We start from the raw sequence: 26,109 nt of genomic DNA, 5'->3' as shown, positions 1-26,109 counted from the left end.
GATTTGCTCATTCGTGCCCATCGAACTTCTGAAAGGGCCACACTTTCTCGTCGAAAGGGCCACAGTTATACGACAACTGTGGCCCTTTTGCAAGCCCGTTTGGACCCTTTTAGGCCTGTTTTTGGTCCCGAAATCGTGTCAGTAAAATTCAAACGACTGATTGTCAGCGTCTTGGAAACATCGCCAAAAATCGCGTATTTGCATCCCGTGGGTTGTTGGTTGCGAATATTGCAAGCAGAGAGGTCGAAAACGAATAATTAGTTTGACATTTATTCTGTCCGGAGGTGTTTCACTATGCAACATTCGTTGATCCTAAAAAGCATTTGATTGCATAGCCTTTATGCCATAGAATGGTAAATGAAGGGTGTATGGAGGCAGTTTGGTGGAGCATTGTCGGGCCATCTCAACTTAACCAAGCGGAGAGTAAACAAAGAATCGGGCAGTCGTGGCTTTTATGATAAAAAACTGTAATAATGGATAGAATCTGAATTTTTTGTGCTACTTTTGCACTTTGATACAGTTAAGATGATAGAGACAAGGCAAGAATGCTCCGCATCAAAAAATTAGATATCTTCATAGCCAAACAGTTTGGCTTGCTCTTTGTGGGTACCTTTTTCATCTGCCAGTTTGTGCTGATGATGCAGTTTCTGTGGAGGTATATCGACGAGCTCATCGGCAAGGGCCTTTCTATGGAGGTGCTGGCCCAGTTTTTTTGGTACATGAGTCTGATGCTCGTGCCGCAGGCCTTGCCCTTGGCCATCCTCCTCTCCTCTCTCATCACATTCGGAAATCTGGGTGAAAGCTCTGAACTCACGGCCATCAAGGCCGCAGGCATTTCGTTGATGCAGACCTTCCGCTCGCTGATTTTCATCACGGTGGTGGTCATGGGCTGTTCGTTCTATTTCCAAAACAACATAGGTCCGCAGGCCAACATGAAGATCACCCAGCTGCTCATCTCGATGAAGCAGAAGAGTCCGGAACTGGAAATCCCCGAGGGTATCTTCTACGACGGCATCCCCAACTGCAACCTCTATGTGCAGAAGAAAAATGTGAAGACGGGCAAACTCTACGGAATCATGATCTACCGGATGACCAACAGCTATGAGGATGCGGCCATCATTCTGGCCGACTCGGGCATGTTGCAGTCGACGGCAGAGAAGAAGCACCTCGTGCTGACACTGTGGAGTGGGGAATGGTTTGAAAACATGCAGTCGCAGGAACTGGGGAACAGTGCATCGGTGCCCTATCGGCGGGAGACTTTCTCGTCGAAGAAGATCGTGCTCGACTTCGACGCCGACTTCAACATGACCGATGCCGCTTCGCTCTCCAACAATGCCAAGGCCAAGAGTCTGGGCAGAATCAAGAGTGACATCGACTCCCTCAACCATGTCTACGACAGCATCGGCCGGGTGTATTACAACGACGGACAGCAAATATATTACGCGAAAGCGAGCATCAGCAAGGTCGACTCGTTGCGCGTGGACAGATTGCTCAAGAACGGCAAGGCAGAGAACCCCGATACCCTGTTCAACCGACTGCCGGCCGACCGCAAGCTCGCTGCCGTGAACAGTGCCTTGAGCAGAGTGCAGGGCGACATGGGCGACATGGACTTCAAAGGCATGATAACAGGCGACGGAGACCGCATCATCCGCCAACACGAGATAGAGGCCATCAACAAGTTCACCTTGGCTTTCTCCTGCCTCATCTTCTTCTTCATCGGAGCACCCTTGGGGGCAATCATCCGGAAAGGCGGACTGGGAGTGCCGGTCATCGTCTCCGTGCTCGTGTTCATCGTGTATTACATTCTCGACAACACCGGTTACAGAATGGCGCGTGGAGGCATGTGGGCCGTATGGTTCGGCAAGGGGTTGGCCCCGGCAGTGCTGATACCGCTGGCAGCCTTTGTCACCTACAAAGCCATCAACGACTCGATGGTGTTCAACATGGACCTCTACCGCAATTTCTTCATGAAGATAATGGGCGTCCGCATCAAGCGTCACCTTTTCAGAAAAGAGGTGATCATCACGCCCCCCGACTACAACGGCGATGCAGAGCGGCTGACACGGATTGGCAACGATGTTGCCGCCTACAGCCAAAGCCATCGGTTGGTGCAGGCCCCCAACATCGTCAAGGTGTTTTTCAGATACCGCCCCGACCACGAGATAGAGCGCATCAACGACGAGTTGGAGGCCGTGATAGAAGACCTTTCCAACACGAAGGACAAGGTGATTCTGCACGAGCTCAACCAATATCCCGTGATGGCGGTTAAGGCGCACACGCGGCCTTTCGAGCGCAAGTGGATGAATGTCACGGCAGCTTTCGTCCTCCCCGTAGGACTCTTCCTCTATCTGCGCATGTGGCGCTTCCGCCTGCGACTGCTGCACGACTTGAGGCTCATCCGCCAAACCTGTGCTAACATCACGGAACGAATTAAAGAACTGGGGCCGGTTTGTACGGAATGAACCTCCATATACCGGCATCCCACTCAGATATTTCAGCAACATATATAATAAGGTACAAATGGAAGAATATAAACTCAATAGCGTAGAAGACGCGATAAAAGACTTTAAAGAAGGGAAATTCGTTATCGTAGTCGATGATGAAGATCGTGAAAATGAGGGTGACCTCATTATCGCCGCCGAGAAAATAGACGATGAGAAAGTGAACTTCATGCTCAAACATGCGCGTGGTGTGCTTTGTGCCCCTATCACCATCAGCCGATGCGACGAACTGGATCTCCCTCGTCAGGTGCAAGACAATACTTCTGTGTTGGGTACGCCGTTCACCGTGACCGTTGACAAACTCGAAGGTTGCACCACCGGTGTCTCTGCCCACGACCGGGCAGCCACCATCCGGGCGCTCGCTGACCCGGCATCGACCCCGCAGACATTTGGTCGGCCCGGACATATCAATCCGCTCTATGCGCAGGACAATGGCGTGCTCCGTCGCAGCGGCCACACCGAAGCCGCCATCGACCTTTGCCGCATGGCTGGTCTCTATCCGGCCGGTGCACTTATGGAAATCATGAATGAAGACGGCACCATGGCCCGTTTGCCCCAACTTCTCGAGTTTGGTCGGGAATATGGCTTAAAAGTGATTTCTATCAAAGACATGATAGCCTACCGCTTGAAAAGGGAATCGCTTATCGAGGTGGGCGTCAATGTGGACATGCCCACCGAATACGGGCATTTCCATCTCATTCCCTTCCGCCAGACCAGCAACGGCATGGAACATTTTGCCCTTGTCAAAGGCAAGTGGGAGGAGGATGAACCCGTGCTGGTGCGTGTACACTCGTCGTGTGCCACCGGCGACATTCTCGGCAGCAAGCGTTGTGATTGTGGCGAACAGCTGCATAAGGCCATGCAGATGATCGAGAAAGAAGGGAAGGGGGTGGTCGTCTACATGCAGCAGGAAGGCCGTGGCATAGGGCTGATGAACAAAATGGCCGCCTACAAGCTTCAGGAAGAGGGCTACGACACGGTGGATGCCAATATCCACCTCGGGTTCAAGCCTGATGAGCGCGACTACGGCTGCGGGGCACAGATGCTCCGCCATCTGGGTATCCACAAGATGCGTCTCATCACCAACAATCCGGTGAAGCGGGTGGGGCTGGAAGCCTACGGACTGGAGATTGTTGAGAATGTGCCCATCGAGATTACCCCCAACCCCTACAACAAACGCTATCTGGCCACCAAGCGCGAGCGCATGGGCCATATCCTGCACTTTGTCTGAGAAACGGGAGAAAAACATTTCAGGCATCAATTTAAAAAAGGAGAACGAAACTTTGTTTTTGTCCTCCTTTTGTTTTTGTCCCTTTCCCCCGTTGGGCTGGGAAATGGGGGCAAAACGAAGCTGACGACCAGATGTCGCCATACCGACGGCTTGCAACTTGGAATATGACAAAAATGACATTAATTCAAAACAAACATTGAAATATTGCCACCATTTCTTCTCCATAAAGAATAAAATGCTTACTTTTGCATCAGCATAACTTCAGTATTATTAAAATATGGCACAATTATCAGATCGTCTAAACAGATTGGCACCTTCAGCCACGCTGGCGATGTCGCAGAAGAGCAGTGAGATGAAAGCTCAAGGGATTGATGTAATCAACATGAGTGTCGGCGAACCCGACTTTAATACTCCCGACCACATCAAGCGGGCTGCCAAACGGGCTATAGATGAGAACTATTCGAAGTATTCGCCCGTTCCGGGATATGCCGACCTGCGGAAAGCCATTGTCGCCAAACTAAAAAGAGAAAACGCCCTTGACTATGCGCTATCTGAAGTGCTTGTGAGCAATGGTGCCAAACAAAGTGTATGTAATACTATTATGGCACTCGTCAACGATGGTGACGAAGTGATTATCCCCACTCCTTATTGGGTGAGTTATCCACAGATGGTGAAACTCGCCGGAGGTGTGCCTGTCTTTGTCAATGCGGGATTCGACCAGAATTTCAAGATGACGGCCGATCAACTTGAAGCTGCCATCACACCAAAAACCAAAATGCTGATACTATGCTCTCCCAGCAACCCCACGGGTAGCGTCTACTCACAGGAAGAGCTTGACAAACTGGCTGCGATAATTTGTAATCATGAAAACTTGTATGTGCTCGCAGATGAAATTTATGAGCATATCAATTATATTGGCAAACATGCCAGCATCGCCCGGGCCAAGGGTATGAAGGAACGTGCCATCATCGTCAACGGTGTGTCGAAAGCATACGCCATGACCGGATGGCGCATCGGTTATATCGCTGCTCCAGAGTGGATCGTTAAAGGCTGCAACAAACTCCAAGGGCAGTACACCAGTGGTCCGTGTTCTGTCAGCCAGAAAGCGGCTGAGGCTGCCTACACGCTTGACCAAGGCTGTGTGGAAGAAATGCGTCAGGCTTTTGAGCACCGTCGCAACCTTATCGTAGAGTTGGCCAAAGCCATTCCCGGTCTCGAGGTCAATGTGCCTGAAGGGGCTTTTTATCTGTTTCCTAAATGCAGCAGTTTCTTCGGCAAGAGCGACGGGATTACAACCATCGGAAATTCCACCGACTTGGCCATGTATCTTCTTGAAAAAGGCCATGTTGCCACCGTTGGTGGCGATGCTTTCGGCGACCCCGAATGCTTCCGCATGAGCTATGCCACCAGCGACGAAAATATCCGTGAAGCCATGAAGCGCATCAAGGAAACACTGGCCAAATTGAAATGACCTTGCATGGCGGCAACAGAGATTTGGCGGGGGAAGCGCATATTTTTGCGCAAACTACCCGTTAAAACTTCTTAATTAGGGGGATAGTTATCTTTAAATTGTTATCTTTGCCAGTAAATCTCAGCCAAAAGGGAAGGTGCGTCTGCACAATAACCACGGCATGGATAAGTGACTAACGAATTTAATTACAATTTTATAAATAACTAAAAATTAAAATTTTAAATTTATGGCAACTACAAATCAAACAGCCAGCCCTAAGAAATCTCAGGGCTTCACAGGTATCCGCGCAGCGTTCTGGGTTATCGTTGTATGCTTCATCATCGCAGTGTGCTTCTTCAAGTTCTTCCTCGGTTCTCCTTCTCACTTCGTCAATGGTGATCCCGAAGGTGCCGTGCTGAACTCCAATATCTGGGGTACTATCTACAAAGGTGGTGTTGTTGTGCCGGTGATCCACACACTTCTGTTGTCTGTTATCGCACTTTCCATCGAGCGTCTTCTCGCTCTCCGCACCGCTTTCGGTAAGGGCTCTCTGCCCAAGTTCGTTGCTAACATCAAGGCAGCTCTGAACGCCAACGACTTCAAGAAGGCTCAAGATCTCTGCGACAAGCAAAAGGGTTCTGTAGCCAATGTTGTTTACGCTTCTCTGAATGCCTACAAGGCCATGAACGACGGTGCCAACGCTTCTTTGAAGAAGTCTCAGAAGGTGGCTAAGATCCAGCAGGCCCACGAGGAAGCAACTCAGCTTGAGATGCCTACTTTGACCATGAACCTCCCGCTGATTGCTACCATCGTAACACTGGGTACGCTGACCGGTCTTCTCGGTACTGTAACCGGTATGATTCGCTCGTTCGCCGCTCTGGCAGCCGGTGGTGGTGGCGACTCTCTCGCTCTTTCTGCTGGTATTTCTGAGGCTCTTATCAACACCGCATTCGGTATCGCCACATCTTGGTGCGCAGTTATTTCCTATAACTACTTCACAAACAAGATTGACAAGTTGACATTCGCCCTTGACGAGGTTGGTTACTCTATCGCTCAGACATACGAAGCAAACCACGCAGACGAGGCTTAATTTTTGCTAACCCTTTAAAAATTTATCGCTATGGGTAAAGTAAAAATTAAGAAGAGTGACGTCTGGATCGATATGACCCCTATGTCCGACGTGATGGTTCTTCTGCTGACATTCTTCATGCTGACGTCTACGTTCGTTAAGAACGAGCCCGTGAAGGTTGTTACGCCGGGATCCGTGTCGGAGATTAAGGTGCCCGAGAAAGACGTGCTGAATATTCTTGTCAACAAAGACGGCAGGATATTCATGAGTATGGACAAGGTTACCGATTTGGAGGCCGCGCTTCAGACGATTACGGCCGAAAACGGTATCTCGCTGAACGGCGAACAAATCAAGAAGTTCAAGGATGATGCCATGTTTGGTGCTCCTCTCGACAAACTTTCCGACTATCTGAGTCAGGACAAGAGTGACATGTCAGCAGTGCTGCCTACACTCGGCATTCCTACAGACAGTGTCAAGATGTCCGATGGCACCATGGGTAAGAGCGAGTTCCAGCAGTGGGTTTCTGCTGCAAAGGAAGTCAATCCTGACATCAAACTCGCTATCAAGTCTGACCAGAACACTCCCTACAAGGTGGTGAAGAAGGTGATGGATGAGCTTCGTGATATGGAAGAGAACCGTTACTACTTGATTACATCATATAAAAAGGTGGAGGACTAAAGAATGGCAGAATTAGCAACAAACGGAAAAGGCGGCGGAAAGCAAAAGAAAATGAATGTCCGTGTGGACTTCACGCCTATGGTTGACATGATGATGCTTCTCATCACATTCTTTATGCTCTGTACCTCTCTGAGCAAGCCTCAGACGATGCAATTGACCATGCCAAGTAACGATAAAAACGTGAATGAAGCCGACAAGTCGGAAACAAAGGCTTCCCAAACCATTACTCTCTATCTTGGCGCAAACGACAAGATATACTATGGTGAAGGACTGCCCAAGTATGACGACGTCAACTGGTTGAAAGAAACCACTTGGGGCAAAAGCGGTCTCCGCAAAGTGCTTATCGAGCACCAGACGGAAGACGGCACCGTGCCTGTCGCAAAGATCATGTTGGCTAAGCAAAAGTTGGACGAGAAAAGACTCAAGAATCCGGCTCAATGGCCTGACAGTGTTTACGAGAAGGCCCTAAACCAGATTAAGGAAGGTAACATTGAAGGCGAACCTAACAAGATTCCTACCCTTACAATCGTTATCAAGCCCCTTGAGACTTGCTCATACAAAAACTTGGTCGACGCTCTCGATGAAATGCAGATTTGCAGTATTGGCAAGTACGTCATTGACAAGATTAATCCTGACGACGAGAAACTTATCAAGTTGAAAGGCATTAAGTAATCAATGATTAACCAATTAAAGAAAGGAAAAGACAATGTCAAAAATCGATCTTTACGATCCTTCATGGATTGAAATGGTGTTCGAGGGGCGCAACCAGTCCTACGGTGCCTACAAGCTCCGTAGGAATGTGACCAAGCGCAACATCCTCGCCATTATCATCATGCTCATTGCTGCTGCCATTATTGCATCCATCATCGGTATTCAAGCCATCGTTGAGGCCAACAAGCCTAAAGTGGCCGTGACCACAGGTGTGGAGCTCGCCACCTTGTCTCAAAAGAAGAAAGCCAAGGTAGAGAAGAAGACCGAGGTCAAGATTGAAAAGAAGCAAGAGGTAAAGCAAGTTAAAAGCTCTATCAAGTTCACGGCTCCTGTCATCAAGAAAGACTCCGAGGTGAAGAAGGAGATTGTTTCCCAGAGTGATCTGAACACTTCCAAAACAGCCATCGGTGCTTTTGACGTGAAAGGTAACACCGACAAGGGTGAGGTGCTTAAGGCCGAGCAAGAAATCGCCCAGCCTGAACCTCCCAAGCACGTTGAGGAGAACAAGGTGTTTGACGTGGTAGAAGAGATGCCGTCGTTCCCCGGAGGTCCTTCGGCACTGATGTCCTATCTTAGCAGCAATGTAAAATATCCCGTTGTGGCTCAAGAAAATGGTGTTCAGGGTCGTGTGGTTGTATCTTTCGTTGTTGAGCGCGACGGTTCTATCACCGATGTGAAAGTGGTTCGCTCTGTCGATCCCTCTCTCGATCGTGAGGCTACACGCGTTGTAAAAAGCATGCCTAACTGGAATCCCGGTAAGCAGAATGGTTCTGCCGTGCGTGTGAAATACAATGTCCCTGTATCATTCAAATTGCAGTAAAGCCGCGAAATGATATGAAACATCTATCTTACATCATCGTAGGATTGACTCTCACTGCCACCCTTTGGGTTTCCTGCTCCGAGCGGAAGCCCAAAGGGGGCAGGACAGATACTTATTCGTCAGGGGTGATTAGTTTCGCCTCTGACGAAAGTTTTAGTCCTATCATCGAAGAGGAGCGAGAGGTCTTCGAGAGTATATATCCCAAGGCTCGTCTCAAGCCGATATATACTAATGAGACTGATGCAGTCAATAAGCTCATGAAAGGAGACATCTGTCTGGTGATCACTTCCAGAGATTTCTCTTCTAAGGAACTCAGGAATCTCCAAGACCGTACATTCATGCCGCGTGCGATCAAAATCGCTTACGACGGTCTGGCTCTCATCGTGAATAAGACAAACACTGACACCTGCCTGACTGTCAACGACATCGGTGGGATACTCAGCGGAAAAATCAAAAGTTGGAAACAGCTTAATCCGGCATCAAATAAAGGAGATATCGAAGTCGTGTTCGATACTCAGAAATCGAGTGCCATCAACTGGTGTGTTGACTCCATCCTTAAAGGTAAGCCCATGACAAGTGAGAATATCATGGCTGCCAAGACCAGTAAAGAAGTGATAGACTATGTGGAGAAGACTCCCAATGCTATCGGTGTCATTGGTTCCAACTGGCTCAACGACAAGCGCGACACCACCAACACCACGTTCAACAAAGCCATTACTGTGGTGTCGGTGAGTAGTATGGCCAAGGCCACGCCTATGAACAGCTGGAAACCCTACCAATATTACATCTACAATGGCAACTACCCACTCGTGCGCACCATTTATGCCCTTCTCAACGATCCGCTCAATGCGTTACCGTGGGGTTTTGCCCATTTCATCGAGTCTCCTAAGGGGCAGATGATCATCTTCAAGTCGGGCTTGTTGCCTTATCGGGGTGACATGACCGTTAGGGATGTTAATGTTCGTCAAGAATAGAAACTTTTATATGGGGTAATACGTCATTCCCATAACAAGCATATTTTGTAAGTGTGTCTAACTTTCAACAAAAGTAAGAATTATGAAAGCAATTAAATATTTAGCAATTGCCGGACTGATGATAGGATTCAGCACCGGTGCCGTGGCACAAGAGGATGTGAAAACTCAGATTGCCAACATCACCAAAGTTATCAAGGATAGCAAGGGTAATGCGGAAGCTGTCAAAGAGCCTGTTAAGGCTTTTTATAAACTCAACAAAAAGAGTGCCCAAGCACTCACAGGCCTTGGCCGCGCTTTCCTTGATGTAAATGATACTGCCAATGCCAAGAAGTATGCCGACGAAGCCCTCAAACGAGACAACCACTACGGCGATGCCTATATCCTGCAAGGCGACATCGAAGCTGTCAAGGACGATGGTGGCCAGGCTGCCATGTGGTATCAGAATGCCAAGACTATGGATCCGAAGAATCCCCGTGGCTACATCAAGTATGCCAGCGTGTATCGTGGCCGCAGTCCGGAAGAGGCCTTCAAGTCGCTCGAAGAACTCCGCGCCATCATGCCCGACTATCCTGTTGATGCCGAAGGTGCCCACTTCTTCTACGGGGCCCGTAAGTACGACCAGGCTGTGACGCTCTTCGGTCGTGTGCCTATGAACAAGCTCAACAAGGAACAGCTCCACGAGTATGCCCTTGCAGCCTACTTTGATGGTAACAATGACAAGAGTCTTGAGGTGGCTAAGGCCGGCAATGCACAATATCCCCGTGACGCTGTGTTCAACCGTCTCACGTTCTACAACTCGCTGGCCAAAAAGGACTATCCCACAGCCGTGCAATTTGCCAAGGCTCTCTTCACCGCTTCCGACAGTGCCAAGCTCATCGCCCGCGACTACATGATGGCCGGCCACGCTTACATGGGTGACAAAAACTACACCGAGGCCGTAAACATGTTCAAGCAAAGTCTCTCCATGGAGGACAACAACGATGTGCGCAAACTCATCTCAGATGCCTATTCTGAGGCCGGTGATGTGGACAACGCCCTCACCGCTTACAATGCTTATATCAGCAAGAAGTCTGATGCTACAGCCAATGACTATATGTCTTTGGCTGAGATTTACACCAATGCGGCCGACAAAGCAACTGATGCCCAAAAGGTCGGTTACTTCAAGCAGGCCGACAAGGTGTATGGCGACATTGCAACCAAGTTCCCCGACTACGAGGCCTATGCTACCTACATGCGCGCCAATGTCAATGCTAATATCGACCCTGAACTGAAACAGGGACTTGCCAAGCCCTACTACGAGAAACTCATTAGCATTGTCAATGGACACAGCACAGCAGGCAGCAACGACAAGGCTTACCTCAAGCAGGCCTACTACTACATGGGTGCCTACTACTATGTGAACGGCAATAAGGAAGAGGGTGATGTCTATTGGAAAAAACTCCTTGAGATAGATCCTGACAACGCTAACGCCAAATCTGCTCTCGGCATCAAGTAAAAAACAACTATCCCATTAATACCAATCCCCAATAGGTTCTCCGTATAAGAATCCTATTGGGGATTTATTGTTTTAAAGTATAACAACTCTATCTGTTGCCATTTGATACACTATTCCGTTCTTCCATTTGTAATAGCTTCTCTTACTCTTTGTTTTTCCTACCTAAAACCAAGAGGCAAAATGCATAGGATAAAATGAAAGCGGCTCCCTCCGGAGCCGCCCTGTTGTTTTATGTAACCAAAAGTGTTGTCCCAGGTTTAGGGAAGGCTGATAGCCTCGTTGGGACAAACATCAGCGCAAGTGCCGCACTCAGTGCAGGCATCAGGGTTGATGGAGTAGATGTCACCCTCGGAGATTGCTCCTACCGGACATTCGTCAATACATGTACCGCAAGCGATACAGTCGTTACCAATTACGTAAGCCATAATCTTGTTTCTTTAATTCGTTTATAATGTTTTTGTATAATATCAACGAGTAGAATACCTACTTATGTGTGATGCAAAGGTAGTAATTATTTTTAATATACCTACAAATGATGATTACTTTTTTCTTAATTTAAACAATTTCGAAATAAACGGCAGCACAATATCGCACCCCGTTTGCCGTTATACAATCAGCATGAAGAGACTATCCACCATCATCTGCCTGACCCTGCTGCCTGTAGCCCTTCTCGCTCAGGAACGCACGGTGCAGAACAGGCCTTATACCGACTTGCGCGACCTCCATTTCGGCGTGCTTGTGGGCACACACCTGCAAGACCTCGAGTTTGTGAACGTGGGGCCACAGACTATCACCAATGATGACGGCACCACGCAGCAAGTCATCGTGAGCACTGACCAAGACCGCTGGGATGCCGGTTTTAATGTGGGCGTACTGGCCGAATTGCGTCTCAGCATCCACTTCCAGCTGCGTGTGGCCCCCGCCATGTATTTCGGTGCGCGGCACATTATGTTTCGCAACTACAGCCTGCTGAAAGAAAACGGTACTCCCACCGAACGGCGACAAGATCTCAAGACGGCCTATGTGTCGTCGGCTTTCGACCTCATCGCCGCCGCCCCTCGCTTCAACAACCACCGCCCCTACGTGATGGCAGGTCTTAATCCGATGGTCAATCTCAGCGGAAAGGGCAACGACTATCTCAAACTCAAAAAGTTTGATGCCTTTCTTGAAGTGGGGGTGGGCTGCGACTTCTACCTGCCTTACTTCAAATTGCGCCCCGAACTGAAATTCATGTACGGCCTCACAAACTGCCTCAACACCAATCACGACAAGGACATCCGCGACAAAAGCATGCTGCCCTATACCAACTCCGTGAACAGTGCGCGCAGCAAAATGATTGTCCTCACGTTCTACTTCGAGTGAACCGTCCGGAATCGACATTCTTAAAAAGCTTCTGGGACAGGAAATAAGGCCACCTCAAAGTGTCGTACTTTTTCCCTGCCTGTTTGCAACAGCCCCATTTTTGTATTATCTTTGCATTAGCAAGGGAAGCACACAAGTGTTTCCCTTTTTTCATGCGACCGAACCTCCATCCCCCTAAAGGGGCTTTTTCATTCTGCTGTGGAGTGTCATCGGGCCCGAATGGCGTTGTGAAAGGGTCTTTTTGAGTTTTTCGTTCGGGCCGAACGAGTTTTCAAGTATGGCCGTTTGGTAATGCCGTTTGGGCTTGGTGAGAAAAATGATTGGACGATGAGGCGAATAAGGTAAATGGAATTAGCCTGACGAATGAGTGTGAAAAGAAATCATGTAAGGCTTTTTCTAAACATTTAATAGAAAAGGCTATATGTCCGGTGCAGTCTCATCGGCTGACAATAAAAAGAGGAGGCAAAGGGATACCCCTTGCCTCCTCCAAAGCGTTGTATCGAAAACGCACATCGATGGTACATTTCCTACAATGCTATTTCTTCTTCATGTTGAGCAGCAGCCGGCCTATCCAAATGCCATGTTTGCCGTTCTGGTCTACTCCCACCCACTTGCCGTCAAGGTTGCGGCAGTATTCGAGATTTTGGAAATAGGTGTGTGAATGGCCACCCAGCACGAGGTCGATGTTGCGCGAACCCTCTATTGTGCGCACGTCGTCGTAGTCGTCGAGTTTCCATCCCAAGTGGGAAATACATATCACGAGGTCGCATTTTTTGTCACGTTTGAGGAAGGTGGCCACATTGAGTGCCGTCTTCACCGGGTCGAGGAATTTCACGCCGGGGCAGTTTTTGATGTCCACCAGTCCGTCGAGAGCCGGACTAAGGCCGAATACGCCTATCTTCACTCCGTTGCGGTGGATGATGATCCATGGCTTGACAAGCCCTTCGACCACGGTGCCCTTGAAGTCGTAGTTGCTGCACACGATGGGGAAGTTGGCCATGCGGAAGAGGCGTGCCATGTTGTCGAGTCCGAAGTCGAATTCATGGTTGCCGATGGTCACGGCATCGTAGTGCATCATGTTCATGAGGTTTACCTCTACATCCCCCTTGTATAATGTGAAATAGGCCGATCCCTGACAGAAGTCGCCGCTGTCGAAAAGCAGCAGGGAAGGATTCTTGCGCCGCTCCTCCTTGAGCATGGCTATGCGGCGGAGAAATCCTCCGCGGTCGGCAAAAGCTGTGTCGGCTAAGTTGCTTCCAAGGGGCATCACACAACTGTGGGTGTCGTTGGTGTGGAGTATCTCCAGCTGTTTCTGTGCCATGACAGGGAACGCCACCACACAGCATGTCAATAACAGGATATGTCTCAGTTTCATAATCGTTCGATTGTTTGGTTAATTCTTCTTTTTGTATTATTCTACCACTATCCGGCCTTCCACCTTCGGGGCTACCACGATGCCGTGGGCAGTCTGGTCCTTGAAGTAGTCGACGATGAGAAAACGCACGTTGTTCTCGGCACCTTGCGGTGAAACCATATTGGTGCGAGTCTTGAAGGCCTCCATCTGGTCGTTGCCCTGCGCCACATAGTCGAGCGTGGCCACCCGGTAGCTGCGCGCGGGCTCCACCGGCTCTCCATTGATTTTCGCACTCACCAGTTTTCCGTCCTTTGTGATGACCATTTCCACCCCGTGGCTCACGGCCTCGCCACCGCGGTGTGCTATTTGGCCGAACAGTTCGAGTACTTTTGTCCCTGAAAGGGTGAGAAAGCAAATCTTATTCTCAAAAGGGGCCATGTCCACAATGTCGCCCAGCGTCACGTCGCCTTCAGCCAGAGCGGCACGTATGCCCCCCATGTTGTAGACAGCAAAATCGGGCTTCTCGTTAAACCGGGGGCCGCACCACAAGAGGATGTCGGCCAACAGATTGGAGAGTTGGCTCTCGGGCCGTTTGGCCGCCATATAACAAGCCACCCGCCCCACCACGGGCCGCATCACACTGTCCACTTCGTGCCGGTAGGGCATGATGAATGTAGCGGCTGCAGCATCGGGAGTGGCATCGTAGCGGCGGTCGATAAGCAGGCGCGAGCGATCCACTGAAGCAAGTTGATAATGAGAGGCGCATGAAGCACCCACAAGCAGCATTGACGCAGCTGCAAGCATCACGTTGTATTTCTGCATAGTTCGTATATTTGATTCGTGCAAAGATAGACAAAAAGAGACAAAAGACAAAGAAAAGAGTGCAAAATTTGGAATGTCGGGAAAATAATCGTAACTTTGCATCCGCTTTTCGGCGTAACCGCTGGCCGTAGAAGAGTTACGGGCTATGTTGCGTTGGAACGACAAACAATATTTAATTATCAAACAACAATGGATTTAATTAAAGTTGCTGAAGAAGCATTTGCAACCGGTAATCAGTTTCCCGAATTTAAGGCAGGCGACACGATTACAGTAGGTTACAAAATCGTCGAAGGTACCAAGGAGCGCGTTCAGCTCTATCGCGGTGTAGTCATCAAGATCTGTGGTCACGGCGACAAGAAGCGTTTCACGGTGCGCAAGATGTCGGGCACGATTGGTGTGGAGCGTATCTTCCCCATGGATTCCCCGAACATTGCCTCTATCGAGGTCAACAAGCGCGGTAAGGTGCGTCGTGCCAAACTCTATTATCTGCGCAAGCTCACCGGTAAGGCTGCCCGCATCAAGGAGAAGAGAACCGTCGCTAAGGGTTGATTCTGCACTCCTTCCTTTTCAGCAGAGAAATAAAAAAGGTTTCAGAAGCCGCACTTCTGAAACCTTTTTTGTTTTTTTACAGTTCTCAAGTGAGGTGTATTCCTGCTGATGTGTGGTCTCCGGCTATTCCTGCCAACGCTTGCAGGAGAGTTTCCCGGCATCGCGTCATTTCCCCTTCAGCTGTGGGGCCGTCAATGTTCAGTAGGGAGATATCCGGATAGATGACTGTCAAACTATTTGGCCGTTTTCGGCCTTTCATTTTGCGATATTTGCAACCGATAACCCACTCGGTGCAAATAAGTGATTTTGGCGGTGTTCTTTAAGTCGTTGATAATCAGTCGATTGAATTTTACTGACACCTATTGGAGGCCGGAAATGGGCTTGAAAAGGCCCGGATAGGCTTGCAAAAGGGCCACAGTTGAAGTGCAACTGTGGCCCTTTTGGCATTCAAGTGTGGCTCTTTCGCAAGTTCGGAAAGTCGGAACAAGAAAATCGGGTGACGCATCCGGCATTTTAAAGTTGGTCTTCCACTCTAGTTGGAGAATTTAGGCGGATGTGTTTTTGTCAATATTATCTACCATCATCCGACAACTTACGGAGACTATTTTAATGGGGGTGCATCATGCGCAGATTCACGTCCCCATCAAATGTCAACTGTCCCTCTGCTGTCCCTCGTAGCTGGTCAGTCCGTCATCCTCGCCGTGGAGGTTTTCCTGAAAGTCGTTCCAGTTCTGGTAGCCCACAAAGAGCGCCAATTTGTCAAGTGTCTCCCGCGACGGATGTTCGGCTCCCTTGAGATAGCTCCACACCTTTTTCAGAGCCCCCGAGGGCAGATGCACATGGTGACGGGAGATATGGGCAGACAGCTTTTCAAAGTCGGAAGAGACACTGATGGGCTTCCCCACCTTTTTTTCCACTTCCGTCGCCAGAAGTTTCAATTCCTGTTTCATAACCTACTGTTAATTGTTCATGCCGGCCCCATCGGCAAAGGAACTTGCAGATAGCCGACTGTAACCGGTTGCAAAGATAACAATTTTCAGCATATAACGAACTTATATCGAAGAATTTTCGTACTTTTGCAGCAGGAAATTATTATCCCTCACATTTATGAAAGAATTAGCACTCAAGTACGGATGCAATCCCAACCAGAAGCCTTCGCGAATCTATATGGAAGAAGGCGAGCTCCCCATCGAAGTCATCAATGGCCGACCCGGCTACATCAACTTTCTCGACGCCTTCAATTCCTGGCAACTGGTGAAAGAGCTGAAAGAGGCCACGGGGCTGCCTGCCGCCGCTTCGTTCAAGCACGTGAGCCCGGCCGGAGCCGCTGTGGGGTTGCCCCTGAGCGACACGCTGAAGAAGATCTACTTCGTCGACGATGTTGACTTCGAGCTCTCCCCGTTGGCTTGCGCGTACGCCCGTGCCCGTGGGGCCGACCGCATGTGCTCATACGGTGACTTCGTGGCACTGAGCGACACCTGCGATGCAGCCACAGCCCGGCTCATCAAGCGCGAGGTGAGCGACGGTGTGATAGCTCCAGATTACACCCCAGAGGCCATAGAGATATTGAAGGCCAAGCGCAAAGGCACTTACAATGTCATCAAGATAGATCCTGACTTCAAGCCCGCCCCCGTTGAGCGCAAGCAGGTGTTTGGCATCACGTTCGAACAGGGACGCAACGAAGTGAAACTCGACGACCCGGCACTCTTTCGGGATGTTCCCACCCGTAACAAGACATTCCCGGCCGAGGCCATGCGCGATCTCATCATTGCGCTCATCACGCTGAAGTACACACAGAGCAACTCGGTGTGCTACGTGAAAGACGGCCAGGCCATCGGCATTGGGGCCGGTCAGCAGAGCCGCATCCATTGCACCCGTCTGGCGGGCAGCAAAGCCGACGAGTGGTGGCTTCGCCAGTGTCCGAAGGTGATGGCGCTGCCGTTCAGGAAAGACATTCGCCGGGCCGACCGCGACAATACCATCAATGTCTATATCAGCGACGAATATGAAGATGTGTTGCAAGATGGCATCTGGGAACAGTTCTTCACCGAGAAGCCCCAATCGCTCACGCGCGAGGAAAAGAAGGCATGGATTGCTCGAAACACAAAGGTGGCGCTTGGTTCGGATGCGTTTTTCCCCTTCGGTGACAACATCGAGCGGGCTCATAAGAGCGGTGTGGAGTATATCGCACAGGCCGGAGGCAGCATCCGCGACGACCATGTGATAGACACTTGCGACAAGTATGGCATTGCCATGGCGTTTACGCATGTGAGATTGTTTCATCATTAAAAGCCTTATCCCCCTCTCCCCTCGGAGAGGGAGAAATTAGCCCAAGGGATAAACTGCAATCCATTGGCAGTGTGCTTTTTAACAAACCGACAACTATGGACGAATTTGACAAGATACTTGAGAATGGAATCACTTTCAAGGCTGCACCCAAAGGTGGAGGCAAGGAAGATAAAGTGAAGACAAAGGCTAAGAAAAAGAAATATATTACCGGTGCACATGGCAGCGGTTCGGCCCGACAGAAAGCTAAATACCGTGAGCAGCGGGCCAACCGCAAGTCGCAACGAAAGAAATAGGTGGAGCTACCAAAAGGCGACTGTCGTGACAGCAGAATGAATAAAAGTTGATGTCATTCTGCTGTTTTTCTGTCATTCCCTATATGCTTTTTACATAAAGAACAAAAAACGCCTCAAAAATTTTGCCCGTTCAAAACTTTGTGTTACCTTTGCATCCGCAAACACCAATAGCCGTTTTGCAGACATGATGGCGGGATAGCTCAGCTGGTTAGAGCGTCGGATTCATAATCCGGAGGTCGAGGGATCGTGCCCCCCTCCCGCTACAAATAATAGTTGATGATCGATTGATTATCAGCTGTTTTTGTTTTAGCAGGGTACAAATGATGTGTAAATTGGCTCCAATTCCTTTAGCCGCTTAATATTGCTTCTCAAACTGGTGTCCGTCTATATGATGGAATTCCCCAAGCATACGGCAAGTCATCGGGGATGATGTCGTCTTGAGTTTACTCATTGGGGAGTCTGGACTGTTATAGCCATCAGTCCTATGACAACATCGTTGGCAGTCGTTCTCAGAGTCATTTTACGCAGTTTCTTTCTAGGATTGAGCCTCACCTCGAGCACTTCGGCAGCTCCGCCGTCGATTGTCAGCGGTGGGACTTTCGATGTTGGAGAGTCTGAGATGTTCCTGGCGCGCCTGACAGCCAGTGACTCGGATAGTGTTCTGCTCACCTTCCCGGTTTTCAGTCCTATGCGCCAAGGGCGTGGTTTGGGCAGCGTGAATGCCGGAGAACCGTCGTCGTAGTCCTGCTCTATGGGACACCAGTTGGAAGGGTTGCGCAGGCTGAGCGTCTCTGAATTGCCGTCACTGTAGGTTATCCTTACCACTCCGTTCTCGAAATGACTTTGCATAGGGTTTGTCGAGCCAGCCATGAGCAGGTAAACGTGCGATGCCCGTCCACAAAGCGGAATCTCAATGCTGTCGGGATAGTTGTCCCAAATGCTGGTGTAGACGATGTTTTTCCCCTTGCTCGGTGTACTGAAGGGTACTCCCGCTATCGTAACTGTTCCGCCAGCAGCGATGGCCCGAAGGGCACAATCATTGATGTCGGCTGTTTTTTTCGTCGAACACCAATCACCGATGCCTTGAGTGGGAAGGGCGAGGGTAGTGTATGGTGAGCGTGGCGAGAGGTATTTGTTCTTGAAGATGTCGGTGACTTCGGAATTGAAGAACTTTGAGATGTTGACGGGTTTACAGTATTCTGTGATCACCTCGTCAAGTGCTGTGCCTTCAGCTTTTTCCGTCATGACGTACTCGGGTGAAGGTTCCTCATGGAATCCGACCGTGTCCAGTACAATGGTCTGCACGCTGTCGGAACTGAAGGCCGTGTCTTTATAGTGTCCGTTACCGGTGTTCTGCCGTATAACTATTTGCAGCGGGCGGGTAAAATTTTGTATTACCTTATAATACTCTTTGCCGCCGGAACGCTGAAAAGAGTATTCTATGTATGGGGTCTTCACCGATGCGCTGTCCCAATCGGCAGGGAATCCGGGGCGTATGATGCATAGCCCGTCGAGGGCCTGAGGTGTTATGCCGAACAGACCTTCTATCAGTGCTCGCGATGTTATGCCTGTAACATCGGAGAAGTCGCGGTAGGCCTCCCCGAGGTTAGCGTCATACTTGGAGATCTGCCCGAAGTTAGCAGGGCTGGTGCCCATATACATGAAATCGATCAAGTTGCTCTTCAGCAGCTTGAAGCCGGCATCGGGTCTCCCTGCATGGAAATAGGCGAGTGCCATGTGGCTCACTTCGGCCATGGCCACGTTGTTGATGCTCCACTCGTAAGGTGTCCAGTCGGAGGTGGAGATTGTGGAAAATTGCTCGTTGCCGAGTGAGAAACGGATATGCGGTATCCGTGTATCGACATATTTTGTAGCCTCATACGCCTGCTCCGGGCTGCAAGCCCCGCAATCTATGGGTGTGTATATTGACCACAAGGCGGCATCATTATGAATGCGTTTCAGCCCCATGAAGTCTTGAAATTCGGCCCAATGGCCTTCGTCGCTTAGCCACAATCGGGCGTTCATGGCGTTGAGAATGTGTGAGGCTTCGACACTGTAGGGCTGTGGATCCTCACCTATGATCTCTGCAATGCGTGCGGCAAGAAGATTTCCGCGGTAGTTGTAGGCCGAAGCGTGCGTGACTGCTCCGCTGTTGTATTGCAGTGCGTCGCTGGCCCAAATGCAGCAGTAGGCATCGTAGAGGGCATCGTTGTCGGGATCCCATGTGTTCTTCTCCCACGCTAAGTGTCGCCGAATCACAGGCCACATCTGCCTCATGTAGGCAGTGTCGGCATCGAACTGGAAATGCCACAGAAGCTCGTCAATGTAGTTGAGGTTCATGTCGTAGTGGTGGAACTGGCGACTGTTCTCCCGGCTGCGACAGATGTAACCGTTGCTATACATCGGTGTCCCCCATCGGTATGTGCCGCGGGCAAGGTTGTTGGCAGAGTCCATGAGATGGGGTAACGTAACGGGCACGCCGGTCACCTGACTCTTGGCATATGCGTCGAAGTGGGTGCGCTGCCGTTGTGGCATTCCAAGAAAGTCACCCATATAAGCTGCGCGCCATCCGGGCAGCGGCATCCGCCATCCTACCGCACCGTGCAGCCACACTTTTCCGTCCCATGCCCCATCGGCGGCGATGGTCAATGCACTGCCTATGGGATTGATGTATGGGTCGGGAGTCGTAAAGACGATTGAACCTGCAAGATGTTCACGGTAGCTGTCAGAAGAGACAAATAGGGCTGCCAGTTCATTGCCCGTACCGCAAAAAAGAGTGTCGCTTTCGAAGACGAAATATAGTTCGCGGCCTTCAGTTGGCAGTAGTCCTGATGTCGTGGCCAAAGGCTTCTCGCCCTGCCGTTGGGCGAAACTTGTTTCCGGCTGGTCGATGGTGCCGAGATCGCCGCATCGGTGGAATTTCTTTCCGGTAACGTTACCCACCAAGCATCCTACGTGTATGCCATCAAGGCTGTCGCCAACGAGGCGCCAAATGGCACCTTCCCGGTCGGGGAAAGCTACAACGGCCATCCGTAGTGTTCCATTCCCCAAGCGTGGATCGCGAATGGTGTAATCACGCCGTCCACCAACGTAGCCCGCCATGCAATAGCTGGCTGAGTCAAGGGCAAAGATTCCATCGCTTGCCAACACCTGGAAGCGGATGTTTCGGCAAACGTCCTTCTTGTAGGTAGCAAAAATGGGGACATCGCTGGTCTCGAGGCGCCATTCGCTTCGGTTGCTTCCGTAAAGTGCGCGCGAATAGCGGTTGTTGCCGTTGACACAAACAAAAGCGTTACCTTGCGGAAAGTAATTTGCTGTTCGGGCTTTAGACTGTGCGGTGGCGCTCATGGCCACGCATGCCGAAAAGAGTAGTGTCGCGATCTTTTTCATCCTGAGTGGATAGTTTGGGTTTGCAGGACAAAGGTACGGAAAACAAATAAAATTCTCGAATAATTATGGTTTATCCTGTGTTTGGAGCGTCGAGTTTATAAGTTGGTAGCGAAAAAATATTTATTTTCTTCTCAGTCCGCAAGAGGGTGGGGGCACTTCCTTACCGTTTTGTCGGTCGATAACGGCTTTGGCAAAGGAGCAGACTGGATTGACGGTGAGCTGATGCGCTTCGGCGTAGGCTACGGCCGCTTTTACGAGTGCCTTGCCGATGCCCTTTCCCTCGTTGCCGTCGAATACGACGGTGTGGGGGATGACCATTGTGCGGCCATCGATTTCGAAGTCGAGTTGGCCCACTTGTGTTTCGTTTTCAAACGCCTGAAAGTTGTCGGCGTTGGTCTTGATAGTCAGTTTTGTCTCCATACTTTTTATTTTTTGTTGGTTTCTATTGTTTTGCACTCGGACTTCAAAATCAGCCGCAAGCTCTGTTTATAGTTGAAGTAGTTCCACATCCAGTTGAGGAATATCACGGTCTTGTTCTTCACGCCCAAGATGGAACGCAGGTGAACGACCAGCCAAAGCAGCCAGGCCGACAGACCGCCAAACTTGAATCGGCCTATCTCTGCTACGGCTCTCTTACGCCCGATGGTGGCCATGGTGCCGAGATTCCGATAGGTGAACGGTCTCGGCTGTTCGTTTCGGTTTATCCGCATAAGGTTTTCGGCCACATTGGTGGCCTGTTGTATGGCCACTTGCGCCAACTGCGGATGTCCCAACGGATAGTCGGCGTCGCCCTCTACCAAACTTTGGTCACCGATGGCATACACGCCCGCCATGCCCTTCACGTTGTTGAAGCGGTCGGTGAGCACCCGGCCGGCATGGCCAATGCTCGTCTGTGGGATTCCGCCGATGGTGCTTGCCCGGATGCCACTCACCCAGATGACAGTCCTAGCGTCTATACTGCTACCATCGCTGAGCATCACCTGTCCGCTCCGGCAGTCCACAACCGTGTAGCCGGGCATCACGTTCACGCCCATCTCCCGCAAGTCTTTCTCGGCCCGTGCCGACGAGGCACTGTCCATACTTTTCAGCAACCGCCGGTCGGCATTAACGAGATAGATATTCATGCGGTTGGCATCGAGGTCGGGATAGTCGCGTGGCACCACCGTCCGTTTCATTTCGGCCAAAGCTCCGGCAATCTCCACCCCCGATGGTCCACCGCCCACGATGACAATGTTCAGCAGCGATTGGCGGTGGTGTTCGTCATCTTCGGTTTCGGCCTTTTCAAGGTTTTGCAAAACGGTGTTGCGGAGTTTCATGGCCTCTGTGACCGTTTTCATCGGGAGAGCCTCCCGCTCGATGTTGACGTTGCCGAAGAAATTGGTCGTGGCTCCGGCTGCCAGCACCAGATAGTCGTAATGAAGTGTGCCGAACGAAGTGTGTAGCACCCTCTCGTCATTGTCCACCGACAGAGCCTCACCCATGCGGAAATAGAAGTTGCGCTGGTTCTGGAACAATCGGCGAAATGGGAAGGAGATGCTGCTCGGTTCGAGTCCCGCCGATGCTACTTGATAGATGAGTGGCGGAAACTGGTTGTAGTTGTTCTTGTCGACGAGCACCACCTGAAAGTCAGTGTGCCGCAGTCTCAGAGCCAGTTGCAGGCCCGCCAGACCACCGCCCACGATGGCCACCCTTTTCTGATTGTTGCGTTTGATGTTTGCCCTCATGATTTCCCCTTTCCTCTATCAAAAAGCGTTAGTCCCTGATTCCTCATCCGGTGATGGCGGACGTGCGCAAGAAGCCTTCGCTTCCGTTTTTAATGGTGCCCGACCGAAGAAGTCTGTTCGCGAATCATGGTGATAATCATCTTGAAACGCCGGGCTGCCTTCACCGAGTGGCGTGCTCCGCTGGGTATGACAAAGCTCTCGCCGGCCTTGATGGTGAACACGGTGTCTTCAACGGTGAGTTCCATTTCCCCATCGGTCACTTGAAGCAGTGCATCGAAGGGGGCAAAGTGTTCCGACAGTCCCTGTCCCTCATCAAAGCTGAAGAGTGTCACACTGCCGGAATTGCTGTGGATGAGTTCCTTGGAAACCACGCCACCATCAGCATAATCAATCATCTTGTTGGCTACAAATACCTTGCCTTTTTCCAATATTGCCATTGTCTTAATCTCCTGTTTTTAATTTGTTGTTGATGTATATTTCGAGAATTGTCTCTGTCAAGAGAGGGGCAAAAGACGTGCCAACGGACCGGCAGGTAACAAATGTGCCCGAAACGAAAGGCTTCCCCAATAGCTATATTATGTGCGTTGTCGGGAGCTGCAGTGTGTTGGCGGGTGTCTTCAGATACGCCGTGAAAACGTTTACGTAAGTTTCTTTGTCATTCATTGACGGAGAAACAACATTACATATTAACTTTGCAGCGTCGTTTCGAAACTACATGAAAAATAGTCTAACAATAAAAATCTTAAAGCAACTTTTATGAATTTATTATCTTTACGCACTTTCATGGCGGGGGTGTGTGTCTCTCTCGCAAGTCAAGCCTTTAGCCTTTCTGCTGCCACCCTGTCTGCCTACGACAAGAATGCGCCCGTTGGATGGGCCACTGTTGGCGGCACGGTTACGGGCAGCAATAACAAAAACAGTGTGGTCGTGACCACTAAGGCCGACCTGCTGGCTGCTCTCTCGGGCACCGGTCAGAAGACCATTTACGTGAAAGGCACGATCACTTTCAGTGGTATGGAGACGGTGAAAGATGCTGCCAACAAGACAGTTTATGGCTTGCCGGGGGCTGTGTTGAGCAATCCCATCCACAGCGCAGTGGTAAGCCAATCGGGCATTCTGTCGTTCAGCCGTTGCAGGAACATCATCCTGCGCAATCTCACTTTCAAGAGTGCGGGAGCTTATGACATTGATGGTAACGATAACCTGCAGTTCCAAAATTCCGACTATATCTGGGTAGACCACTGTGACTTCCAAGATGGTGTAGACGGCAATTTCGACTGCAACAACGGCACCGACCATATAGCCGTCACTTGGTGCCGTTTTCGCTATCTCATCAAGCCATACGCCGGTGGTTCGGGCGGTTCTGCCGACCATCGCAACTGCTGCCTTTGGGGCGGCAGCGATAACAATGCCAAAGACCGCGGACATCTGCGCACCACCTTTGCCAACTGCTGGTGGGATCAAGGTTGCCACGAGCGTATGCCCCGTGTGCGCTTCGGACAGGTACACATTGTGAACTGCCTTTTCTCTTGTAAAGGCAATAACTATTGCATCGGTGCCGCCTACGCAAGCAACATCTATGCCGAGAAAAACGTGTTCAGCGGTGTGTCCAATCCTTGGAAATGCTATGCCGTCAAGAAGGGGCGCACCGATTACAATATCACCATGACCGGAAACATCGGTGCAGCAAATGAGCAGAAGCGCAGCGGAAGCGCTGCTTTCTTCAATCCCTATGGTGTTTACAGCTACTCGGCTATGGACGTTGCCAAGGTGCAAGGGGAGGTGTCGGCCCACGCCGGTGCCACCTTGAATGTTACTGTGGGTAGTGGGGTAAACAAAGTGAGTGCCTTTGCCGGCGATAAGGAGGCCACGAGTGTCGCCGCGGTTGGTGAGAATGTTGAGGCCGAAGTGGTGGCTACGACTGTCTATACGCTTTCGGGCACGGAGATTCCCGCCTTTCAGAAAGGTGTCAACGTGGTGCGCACACGCTATTCCGACGGTTCGGTGAAAGTGAAAAAGGTGCTGGTGAAGTAAATCCAGACAGTTCATTCAACCATATAAGAAGGTCTGCAACTTCCCTTGACGGGTTGTTGCAGACCTTTTTTATTGGCCTTCCGGCAGCATTGTCGTCTGTTTCTTAGAAAAGCGAGGCCACAAGTTTGGCTTCTTCACCCTCGAAAAAGCGCGGTTGGGTGACCGGTGTGGCTTGAAAATTATTGTAGCGGAAGAGCTGTAAGGCGGCAAATTCACCGTCGGCAGAGACAAAGGCTTCCAGTCGCATATTGCCGATGGAGTCTGTCTTCAAGCTGCCTGTCTTCTTCACTTCCGCCTCCAGGTCTTCTGCCTTGCTGTTGAGCATGTGCTCTATTTTGGCTCCCATGTCGGCATTGTATTCGAAGCGATAGAGTCGCAGTGGACTCTGTGTGGGGGTGAATACGGCCTTCTTGGAGAGACCGAAGAATGAACTTTTGACGGTAACACGGGCGTCGGCGATGAGCGCAGGTGTCATCACCATGTTGTTAATATTCGACATTGTTGTATCTTGTTAGGATGAATGAAAAGAGCATAAGACTTTCCTGTGGCAGGAAGTCCGTGCATCTGATGTTTTAAATAAGAAAAAAGGGGCGTTTGAACCTACAAGATACGGCTAACAGCGCATACGTTTCAGTGCGAATACATAGTAGTCGCACGAGTGTGGCGAACAGAAAGGAGCCGCCTCGCGGCGTACTCCAAAGCCTGTATGGGCATTGCCCGCGTGTGGATAAAAGTGATGTAGACCAACCCTGCCCGATGCGTGTGGGGGGAGTGGGTTGGCAGAAGGAACGACCCGCTCGGGGCGCGAGCTGCAGATGCGGTAAAGATGCTGCACATCATTGAGCACAGCCTCGTGGCCTTGGCGGTCGTTGCTGTCAACAGTACACAAGCGGTCTCTCGTGGGTACGGAGTCCATCGCCGCGCTCTTGCTTGGGAGGCCAAGTGCCAAAAGCAGCAAGAGTGTGAACTTGATCAAGAGTCGTTGCGTCGTTGATGAGCGTACAATCATGCGACAAAGGTAGTCCAAATCGCCGATATGACAAAACATTTGATGGCATTTTTCGCATTTGTCAGCCGTTTTGTTGGCAAACGCCGTCGGACAGGTTATGCGTGAACGTTTCTTTTCATCGGTAGATGAAAGGATGCGGGCTTGGTTTAACTGTGTGGTAAGGGATTTTTGTTTAGGTGTTCAAAAAACACCGAAAAGTTGTCGGTTCTGTAATATTTTCGTATATTTGCAGCAGAAACCAACTCTATTGTTTTGATAATCCTTTGATCAGGCAACGCAACCAAGCTCATGAGAATCAGGTATCATTTTATCCCGATGGGCGTCCCGGCGGCACTCTTTGTTCTTTTGCCGGTG

25 protein-coding genes and 1 tRNA gene are annotated in these 26,109 nt (G+C 50.4%); 15 read left to right on the top strand and 11 right to left on the bottom strand.

What is annotated here, in order from left to right; all coding sequences use genetic code 11:
* Nucleotides 1-545: 545 nt before the first annotated feature.
* From HMPREF6485_RS00955 to HMPREF6485_RS00915, 9 genes are all read left to right on the top strand, one after another.
* A complete protein-coding gene (locus HMPREF6485_RS00955) occupies nucleotides 546-2,462 on the top strand; it encodes an LptF/LptG family permease (RefSeq protein WP_004344105.1) in 1,917 nt (638 codons plus the stop codon).
* A gap of 58 nt (nucleotides 2,463-2,520) precedes the next feature.
* Complete coding sequence (locus HMPREF6485_RS00950; protein ID WP_004344104.1) at nucleotides 2,521-3,732, top strand: bifunctional 3,4-dihydroxy-2-butanone-4-phosphate synthase/GTP cyclohydrolase II; 1,212 nt, start codon at nucleotides 2,521-2,523, stop codon at nucleotides 3,730-3,732.
* Between the two features lie 277 nt (nucleotides 3,733-4,009).
* Entirely contained in the window at nucleotides 4,010-5,203 is a 1,194-nt protein-coding gene (locus tag HMPREF6485_RS00945) for a pyridoxal phosphate-dependent aminotransferase (RefSeq protein ID WP_044125681.1), read from the top strand.
* Between the two features lie 226 nt (nucleotides 5,204-5,429).
* The gene (locus HMPREF6485_RS00940; RefSeq protein ID WP_004344102.1) at nucleotides 5,430-6,272 is read left to right on the top strand and encodes a MotA/TolQ/ExbB proton channel family protein; all 843 of its coding nucleotides are present in this window, start codon (nucleotides 5,430-5,432) and stop codon (nucleotides 6,270-6,272) included.
* 30 nt (nucleotides 6,273-6,302) lie between these two features.
* A complete protein-coding gene (locus HMPREF6485_RS00935; protein WP_004341732.1) occupies nucleotides 6,303-6,929 on the top strand; it encodes an ExbD/TolR family protein in 627 nt (208 codons plus the stop codon).
* A 3-nt stretch (nucleotides 6,930-6,932) separates the two neighbouring features.
* Nucleotides 6,933-7,601 (top strand): ExbD/TolR family protein, encoded by a 669-nt coding sequence (locus tag HMPREF6485_RS00930; protein ID WP_004344101.1) that lies wholly within the window; start codon nucleotides 6,933-6,935, stop codon nucleotides 7,599-7,601.
* 34 nt (nucleotides 7,602-7,635) lie between these two features.
* Nucleotides 7,636-8,460 (top strand): energy transducer TonB, encoded by an 825-nt coding sequence (locus HMPREF6485_RS00925; protein WP_004344100.1) that lies wholly within the window; start codon nucleotides 7,636-7,638, stop codon nucleotides 8,458-8,460.
* A 14-nt stretch (nucleotides 8,461-8,474) separates the two neighbouring features.
* Nucleotides 8,475-9,434: a PstS family phosphate ABC transporter substrate-binding protein gene (locus tag HMPREF6485_RS00920; protein ID WP_004341727.1), complete on the top strand. Its 960-nt coding sequence runs from the start codon at nucleotides 8,475-8,477 to the stop codon at nucleotides 9,432-9,434.
* A gap of 82 nt (nucleotides 9,435-9,516) precedes the next feature.
* Nucleotides 9,517-10,929, top strand: a complete 1,413-nt coding sequence (locus HMPREF6485_RS00915; protein WP_004344099.1) for a tetratricopeptide repeat protein — start codon at nucleotides 9,517-9,519, stop codon at nucleotides 10,927-10,929.
* Between the two features lie 257 nt (nucleotides 10,930-11,186).
* On the opposite strand, the gene HMPREF6485_RS13230 is transcribed toward HMPREF6485_RS00915, so the two are convergent.
* Complete coding sequence (locus tag HMPREF6485_RS13230; protein WP_004341725.1) at nucleotides 11,187-11,354, bottom strand: DUF362 domain-containing protein; 168 nt, start codon at nucleotides 11,352-11,354, stop codon at nucleotides 11,187-11,189.
* Nucleotides 11,355-11,547: 193 nt separating this feature from the next.
* On the opposite strand from HMPREF6485_RS13230, the gene porT reads away from it, so the two are divergent.
* Complete coding sequence (gene porT, locus HMPREF6485_RS00910; RefSeq protein ID WP_004344098.1) at nucleotides 11,548-12,291, top strand: type IX secretion/gliding motility protein PorT/SprT; 744 nt, start codon at nucleotides 11,548-11,550, stop codon at nucleotides 12,289-12,291.
* A gap of 535 nt (nucleotides 12,292-12,826) precedes the next feature.
* Here porT and HMPREF6485_RS00905 read toward each other — a convergent pair.
* Together HMPREF6485_RS00905 and HMPREF6485_RS00900 are read right to left on the bottom strand one after the other, a co-directional pair.
* Nucleotides 12,827-13,666: a bifunctional metallophosphatase/5'-nucleotidase gene (locus HMPREF6485_RS00905; RefSeq protein ID WP_004344097.1), complete on the bottom strand. Its 840-nt coding sequence runs from the start codon at nucleotides 13,664-13,666 to the stop codon at nucleotides 12,827-12,829.
* 36 nt (nucleotides 13,667-13,702) lie between these two features.
* The gene (locus HMPREF6485_RS00900) at nucleotides 13,703-14,467 is read right to left on the bottom strand and encodes a 5'-nucleotidase C-terminal domain-containing protein (RefSeq protein ID WP_007412312.1); all 765 of its coding nucleotides are present in this window, start codon (nucleotides 14,465-14,467) and stop codon (nucleotides 13,703-13,705) included.
* Between the two features lie 189 nt (nucleotides 14,468-14,656).
* Between HMPREF6485_RS00900 and rplS the strand changes: the two genes are divergently transcribed.
* Nucleotides 14,657-15,016, top strand: coding sequence for a 50S ribosomal protein L19 (gene rplS, locus HMPREF6485_RS00895; RefSeq protein ID WP_004341721.1), 360 nt, complete (start codon nucleotides 14,657-14,659; stop codon nucleotides 15,014-15,016).
* 85 nt (nucleotides 15,017-15,101) lie between these two features.
* Here rplS and HMPREF6485_RS13915 read toward each other — a convergent pair whose 3' ends face one another.
* Nucleotides 15,102-15,248, bottom strand: coding sequence for a hypothetical protein (locus HMPREF6485_RS13915; RefSeq protein WP_155814374.1), 147 nt, complete (start codon nucleotides 15,246-15,248; stop codon nucleotides 15,102-15,104).
* A gap of 418 nt (nucleotides 15,249-15,666) precedes the next feature.
* Complete coding sequence (locus HMPREF6485_RS00890) at nucleotides 15,667-15,966, bottom strand: hypothetical protein (protein ID WP_004344090.1); 300 nt, start codon at nucleotides 15,964-15,966, stop codon at nucleotides 15,667-15,669.
* 106 nt (nucleotides 15,967-16,072) lie between these two features.
* Between HMPREF6485_RS00890 and HMPREF6485_RS00885 the strand changes: the two genes are divergently transcribed.
* From HMPREF6485_RS00885 to HMPREF6485_RS00875, 3 genes are all read left to right on the top strand, one after another.
* Nucleotides 16,073-17,305 carry a phosphoribosylaminoimidazolecarboxamide formyltransferase gene (locus HMPREF6485_RS00885; protein WP_258575509.1) on the top strand — a complete coding sequence of 411 codons (1,233 nt, stop codon included), beginning with the start codon at nucleotides 16,073-16,075 and terminating at the stop codon, nucleotides 17,303-17,305.
* Nucleotides 17,306-17,400: 95 nt separating this feature from the next.
* Complete coding sequence (locus HMPREF6485_RS00880; protein WP_004344086.1) at nucleotides 17,401-17,598, top strand: hypothetical protein; 198 nt, start codon at nucleotides 17,401-17,403, stop codon at nucleotides 17,596-17,598.
* Nucleotides 17,599-17,787: 189 nt separating this feature from the next.
* Nucleotides 17,788-17,861: transfer RNA gene (locus HMPREF6485_RS00875), tRNA-Met, on the top strand.
* Between the two features lie 184 nt (nucleotides 17,862-18,045).
* Here HMPREF6485_RS00875 and HMPREF6485_RS00870 read toward each other — a convergent pair.
* The 4 genes from HMPREF6485_RS00870 to HMPREF6485_RS00855 form a co-directional block, all read right to left on the bottom strand.
* Nucleotides 18,046-20,988, bottom strand: coding sequence for a DUF4450 domain-containing protein (locus tag HMPREF6485_RS00870; RefSeq protein WP_004344084.1), 2,943 nt, complete (start codon nucleotides 20,986-20,988; stop codon nucleotides 18,046-18,048).
* Between the two features lie 120 nt (nucleotides 20,989-21,108).
* A complete protein-coding gene (locus tag HMPREF6485_RS00865) occupies nucleotides 21,109-21,408 on the bottom strand; it encodes a GNAT family N-acetyltransferase (protein WP_004344083.1) in 300 nt (99 codons plus the stop codon).
* A 5-nt stretch (nucleotides 21,409-21,413) separates the two neighbouring features.
* Nucleotides 21,414-22,712 (bottom strand): NAD(P)/FAD-dependent oxidoreductase, encoded by a 1,299-nt coding sequence (locus HMPREF6485_RS00860; protein WP_004344081.1) that lies wholly within the window; start codon nucleotides 22,710-22,712, stop codon nucleotides 21,414-21,416.
* An 89-nt stretch (nucleotides 22,713-22,801) separates the two neighbouring features.
* Entirely contained in the window at nucleotides 22,802-23,149 is a 348-nt protein-coding gene (locus tag HMPREF6485_RS00855) for a cupin domain-containing protein (protein WP_004344079.1), read from the bottom strand.
* Nucleotides 23,150-23,468: 319 nt separating this feature from the next.
* Between HMPREF6485_RS00855 and HMPREF6485_RS00850 the strand changes: the two genes are divergently transcribed.
* Complete coding sequence (locus tag HMPREF6485_RS00850) at nucleotides 23,469-24,746, top strand: pectate lyase family protein (RefSeq protein ID WP_004344078.1); 1,278 nt, start codon at nucleotides 23,469-23,471, stop codon at nucleotides 24,744-24,746.
* A 103-nt stretch (nucleotides 24,747-24,849) separates the two neighbouring features.
* Here the strand turns inward: HMPREF6485_RS00850 and HMPREF6485_RS00845 are convergent, their stop codons facing one another.
* Both HMPREF6485_RS00845 and HMPREF6485_RS13910 read right to left on the bottom strand, forming a co-directional pair.
* Entirely contained in the window at nucleotides 24,850-25,245 is a 396-nt protein-coding gene (locus tag HMPREF6485_RS00845) for a hypothetical protein (RefSeq protein WP_004344076.1), read from the bottom strand.
* A 114-nt stretch (nucleotides 25,246-25,359) separates the two neighbouring features.
* Nucleotides 25,360-25,794 (bottom strand): hypothetical protein, encoded by a 435-nt coding sequence (locus HMPREF6485_RS13910; RefSeq protein ID WP_155814373.1) that lies wholly within the window; start codon nucleotides 25,792-25,794, stop codon nucleotides 25,360-25,362.
* Nucleotides 25,795-26,109 lie beyond the last annotated feature (315 nt).

This window comes from Segatella buccae ATCC 33574 (assembly GCF_000184945.1).
GTDB lineage: Bacteria > Bacteroidota > Bacteroidia > Bacteroidales > Bacteroidaceae > Prevotella > Prevotella buccae.
The sequence above is the reverse complement of the archived record's forward strand: the minus strand, read 5'-3'. Positions and strand labels throughout refer to the sequence as shown.

Bases quoted from the DNA above. Each gene is read 5' to 3' on its own strand.
- HMPREF6485_RS00855 (WP_004344079.1), bottom strand. From the start codon at position 23,149: ATGGCAATATTGGAAAAAGGCAAGGTATTTGTAGCCAACAAGATGATT.
- HMPREF6485_RS00940 (WP_004344102.1), top strand. From the start codon at position 5,430: ATGGCAACTACAAATCAAACAGCCAGCCCTAAGAAATCTCAGGGCTTC.
- HMPREF6485_RS00915 (WP_004344099.1), top strand. From the start codon at position 9,517: ATGAAAGCAATTAAATATTTAGCAATTGCCGGACTGATGATAGGATTC.
- HMPREF6485_RS00865 (WP_004344083.1), bottom strand. From the start codon at position 21,408: ATGGAGACAAAACTGACTATCAAGACCAACGCCGACAACTTTCAGGCG.
- HMPREF6485_RS00850 (WP_004344078.1), top strand. From the start codon at position 23,469: ATGAATTTATTATCTTTACGCACTTTCATGGCGGGGGTGTGTGTCTCT.
- HMPREF6485_RS00925 (WP_004344100.1), top strand. From the start codon at position 7,636: ATGTCAAAAATCGATCTTTACGATCCTTCATGGATTGAAATGGTGTTC.
- HMPREF6485_RS00845 (WP_004344076.1), bottom strand. From the start codon at position 25,245: ATGTCGAATATTAACAACATGGTGATGACACCTGCGCTCATCGCCGAC.
- rplS (WP_004341721.1), top strand. From the start codon at position 14,657: ATGGATTTAATTAAAGTTGCTGAAGAAGCATTTGCAACCGGTAATCAG.
- HMPREF6485_RS13230 (WP_004341725.1), bottom strand. From the start codon at position 11,354: ATGGCTTACGTAATTGGTAACGACTGTATCGCTTGCGGTACATGTATT.
- HMPREF6485_RS00900 (WP_007412312.1), bottom strand. From the start codon at position 14,467: ATGCAGAAATACAACGTGATGCTTGCAGCTGCGTCAATGCTGCTTGTG.
- HMPREF6485_RS00920 (WP_004341727.1), top strand. From the start codon at position 8,475: ATGAAACATCTATCTTACATCATCGTAGGATTGACTCTCACTGCCACC.
- HMPREF6485_RS00935 (WP_004341732.1), top strand. From the start codon at position 6,303: ATGGGTAAAGTAAAAATTAAGAAGAGTGACGTCTGGATCGATATGACC.
- HMPREF6485_RS00950 (WP_004344104.1), top strand. From the start codon at position 2,521: ATGGAAGAATATAAACTCAATAGCGTAGAAGACGCGATAAAAGACTTT.
- HMPREF6485_RS13910 (WP_155814373.1), bottom strand. From the start codon at position 25,794: ATGTTTTGTCATATCGGCGATTTGGACTACCTTTGTCGCATGATTGTA.
- HMPREF6485_RS00955 (WP_004344105.1), top strand. From the start codon at position 546: ATGCTCCGCATCAAAAAATTAGATATCTTCATAGCCAAACAGTTTGGC.
- HMPREF6485_RS00880 (WP_004344086.1), top strand. From the start codon at position 17,401: ATGGACGAATTTGACAAGATACTTGAGAATGGAATCACTTTCAAGGCT.
- HMPREF6485_RS00945 (WP_044125681.1), top strand. From the start codon at position 4,010: ATGGCACAATTATCAGATCGTCTAAACAGATTGGCACCTTCAGCCACG.
- HMPREF6485_RS00870 (WP_004344084.1), bottom strand. From the start codon at position 20,988: ATGAAAAAGATCGCGACACTACTCTTTTCGGCATGCGTGGCCATGAGC.
- HMPREF6485_RS00905 (WP_004344097.1), bottom strand. From the start codon at position 13,666: ATGAAACTGAGACATATCCTGTTATTGACATGCTGTGTGGTGGCGTTC.
- HMPREF6485_RS00890 (WP_004344090.1), bottom strand. From the start codon at position 15,966: ATGAAACAGGAATTGAAACTTCTGGCGACGGAAGTGGAAAAAAAGGTG.
- HMPREF6485_RS00930 (WP_004344101.1), top strand. From the start codon at position 6,933: ATGGCAGAATTAGCAACAAACGGAAAAGGCGGCGGAAAGCAAAAGAAA.
- HMPREF6485_RS00860 (WP_004344081.1), bottom strand. From the start codon at position 22,712: ATGAGGGCAAACATCAAACGCAACAATCAGAAAAGGGTGGCCATCGTG.
- porT (WP_004344098.1), top strand. From the start codon at position 11,548: ATGAAGAGACTATCCACCATCATCTGCCTGACCCTGCTGCCTGTAGCC.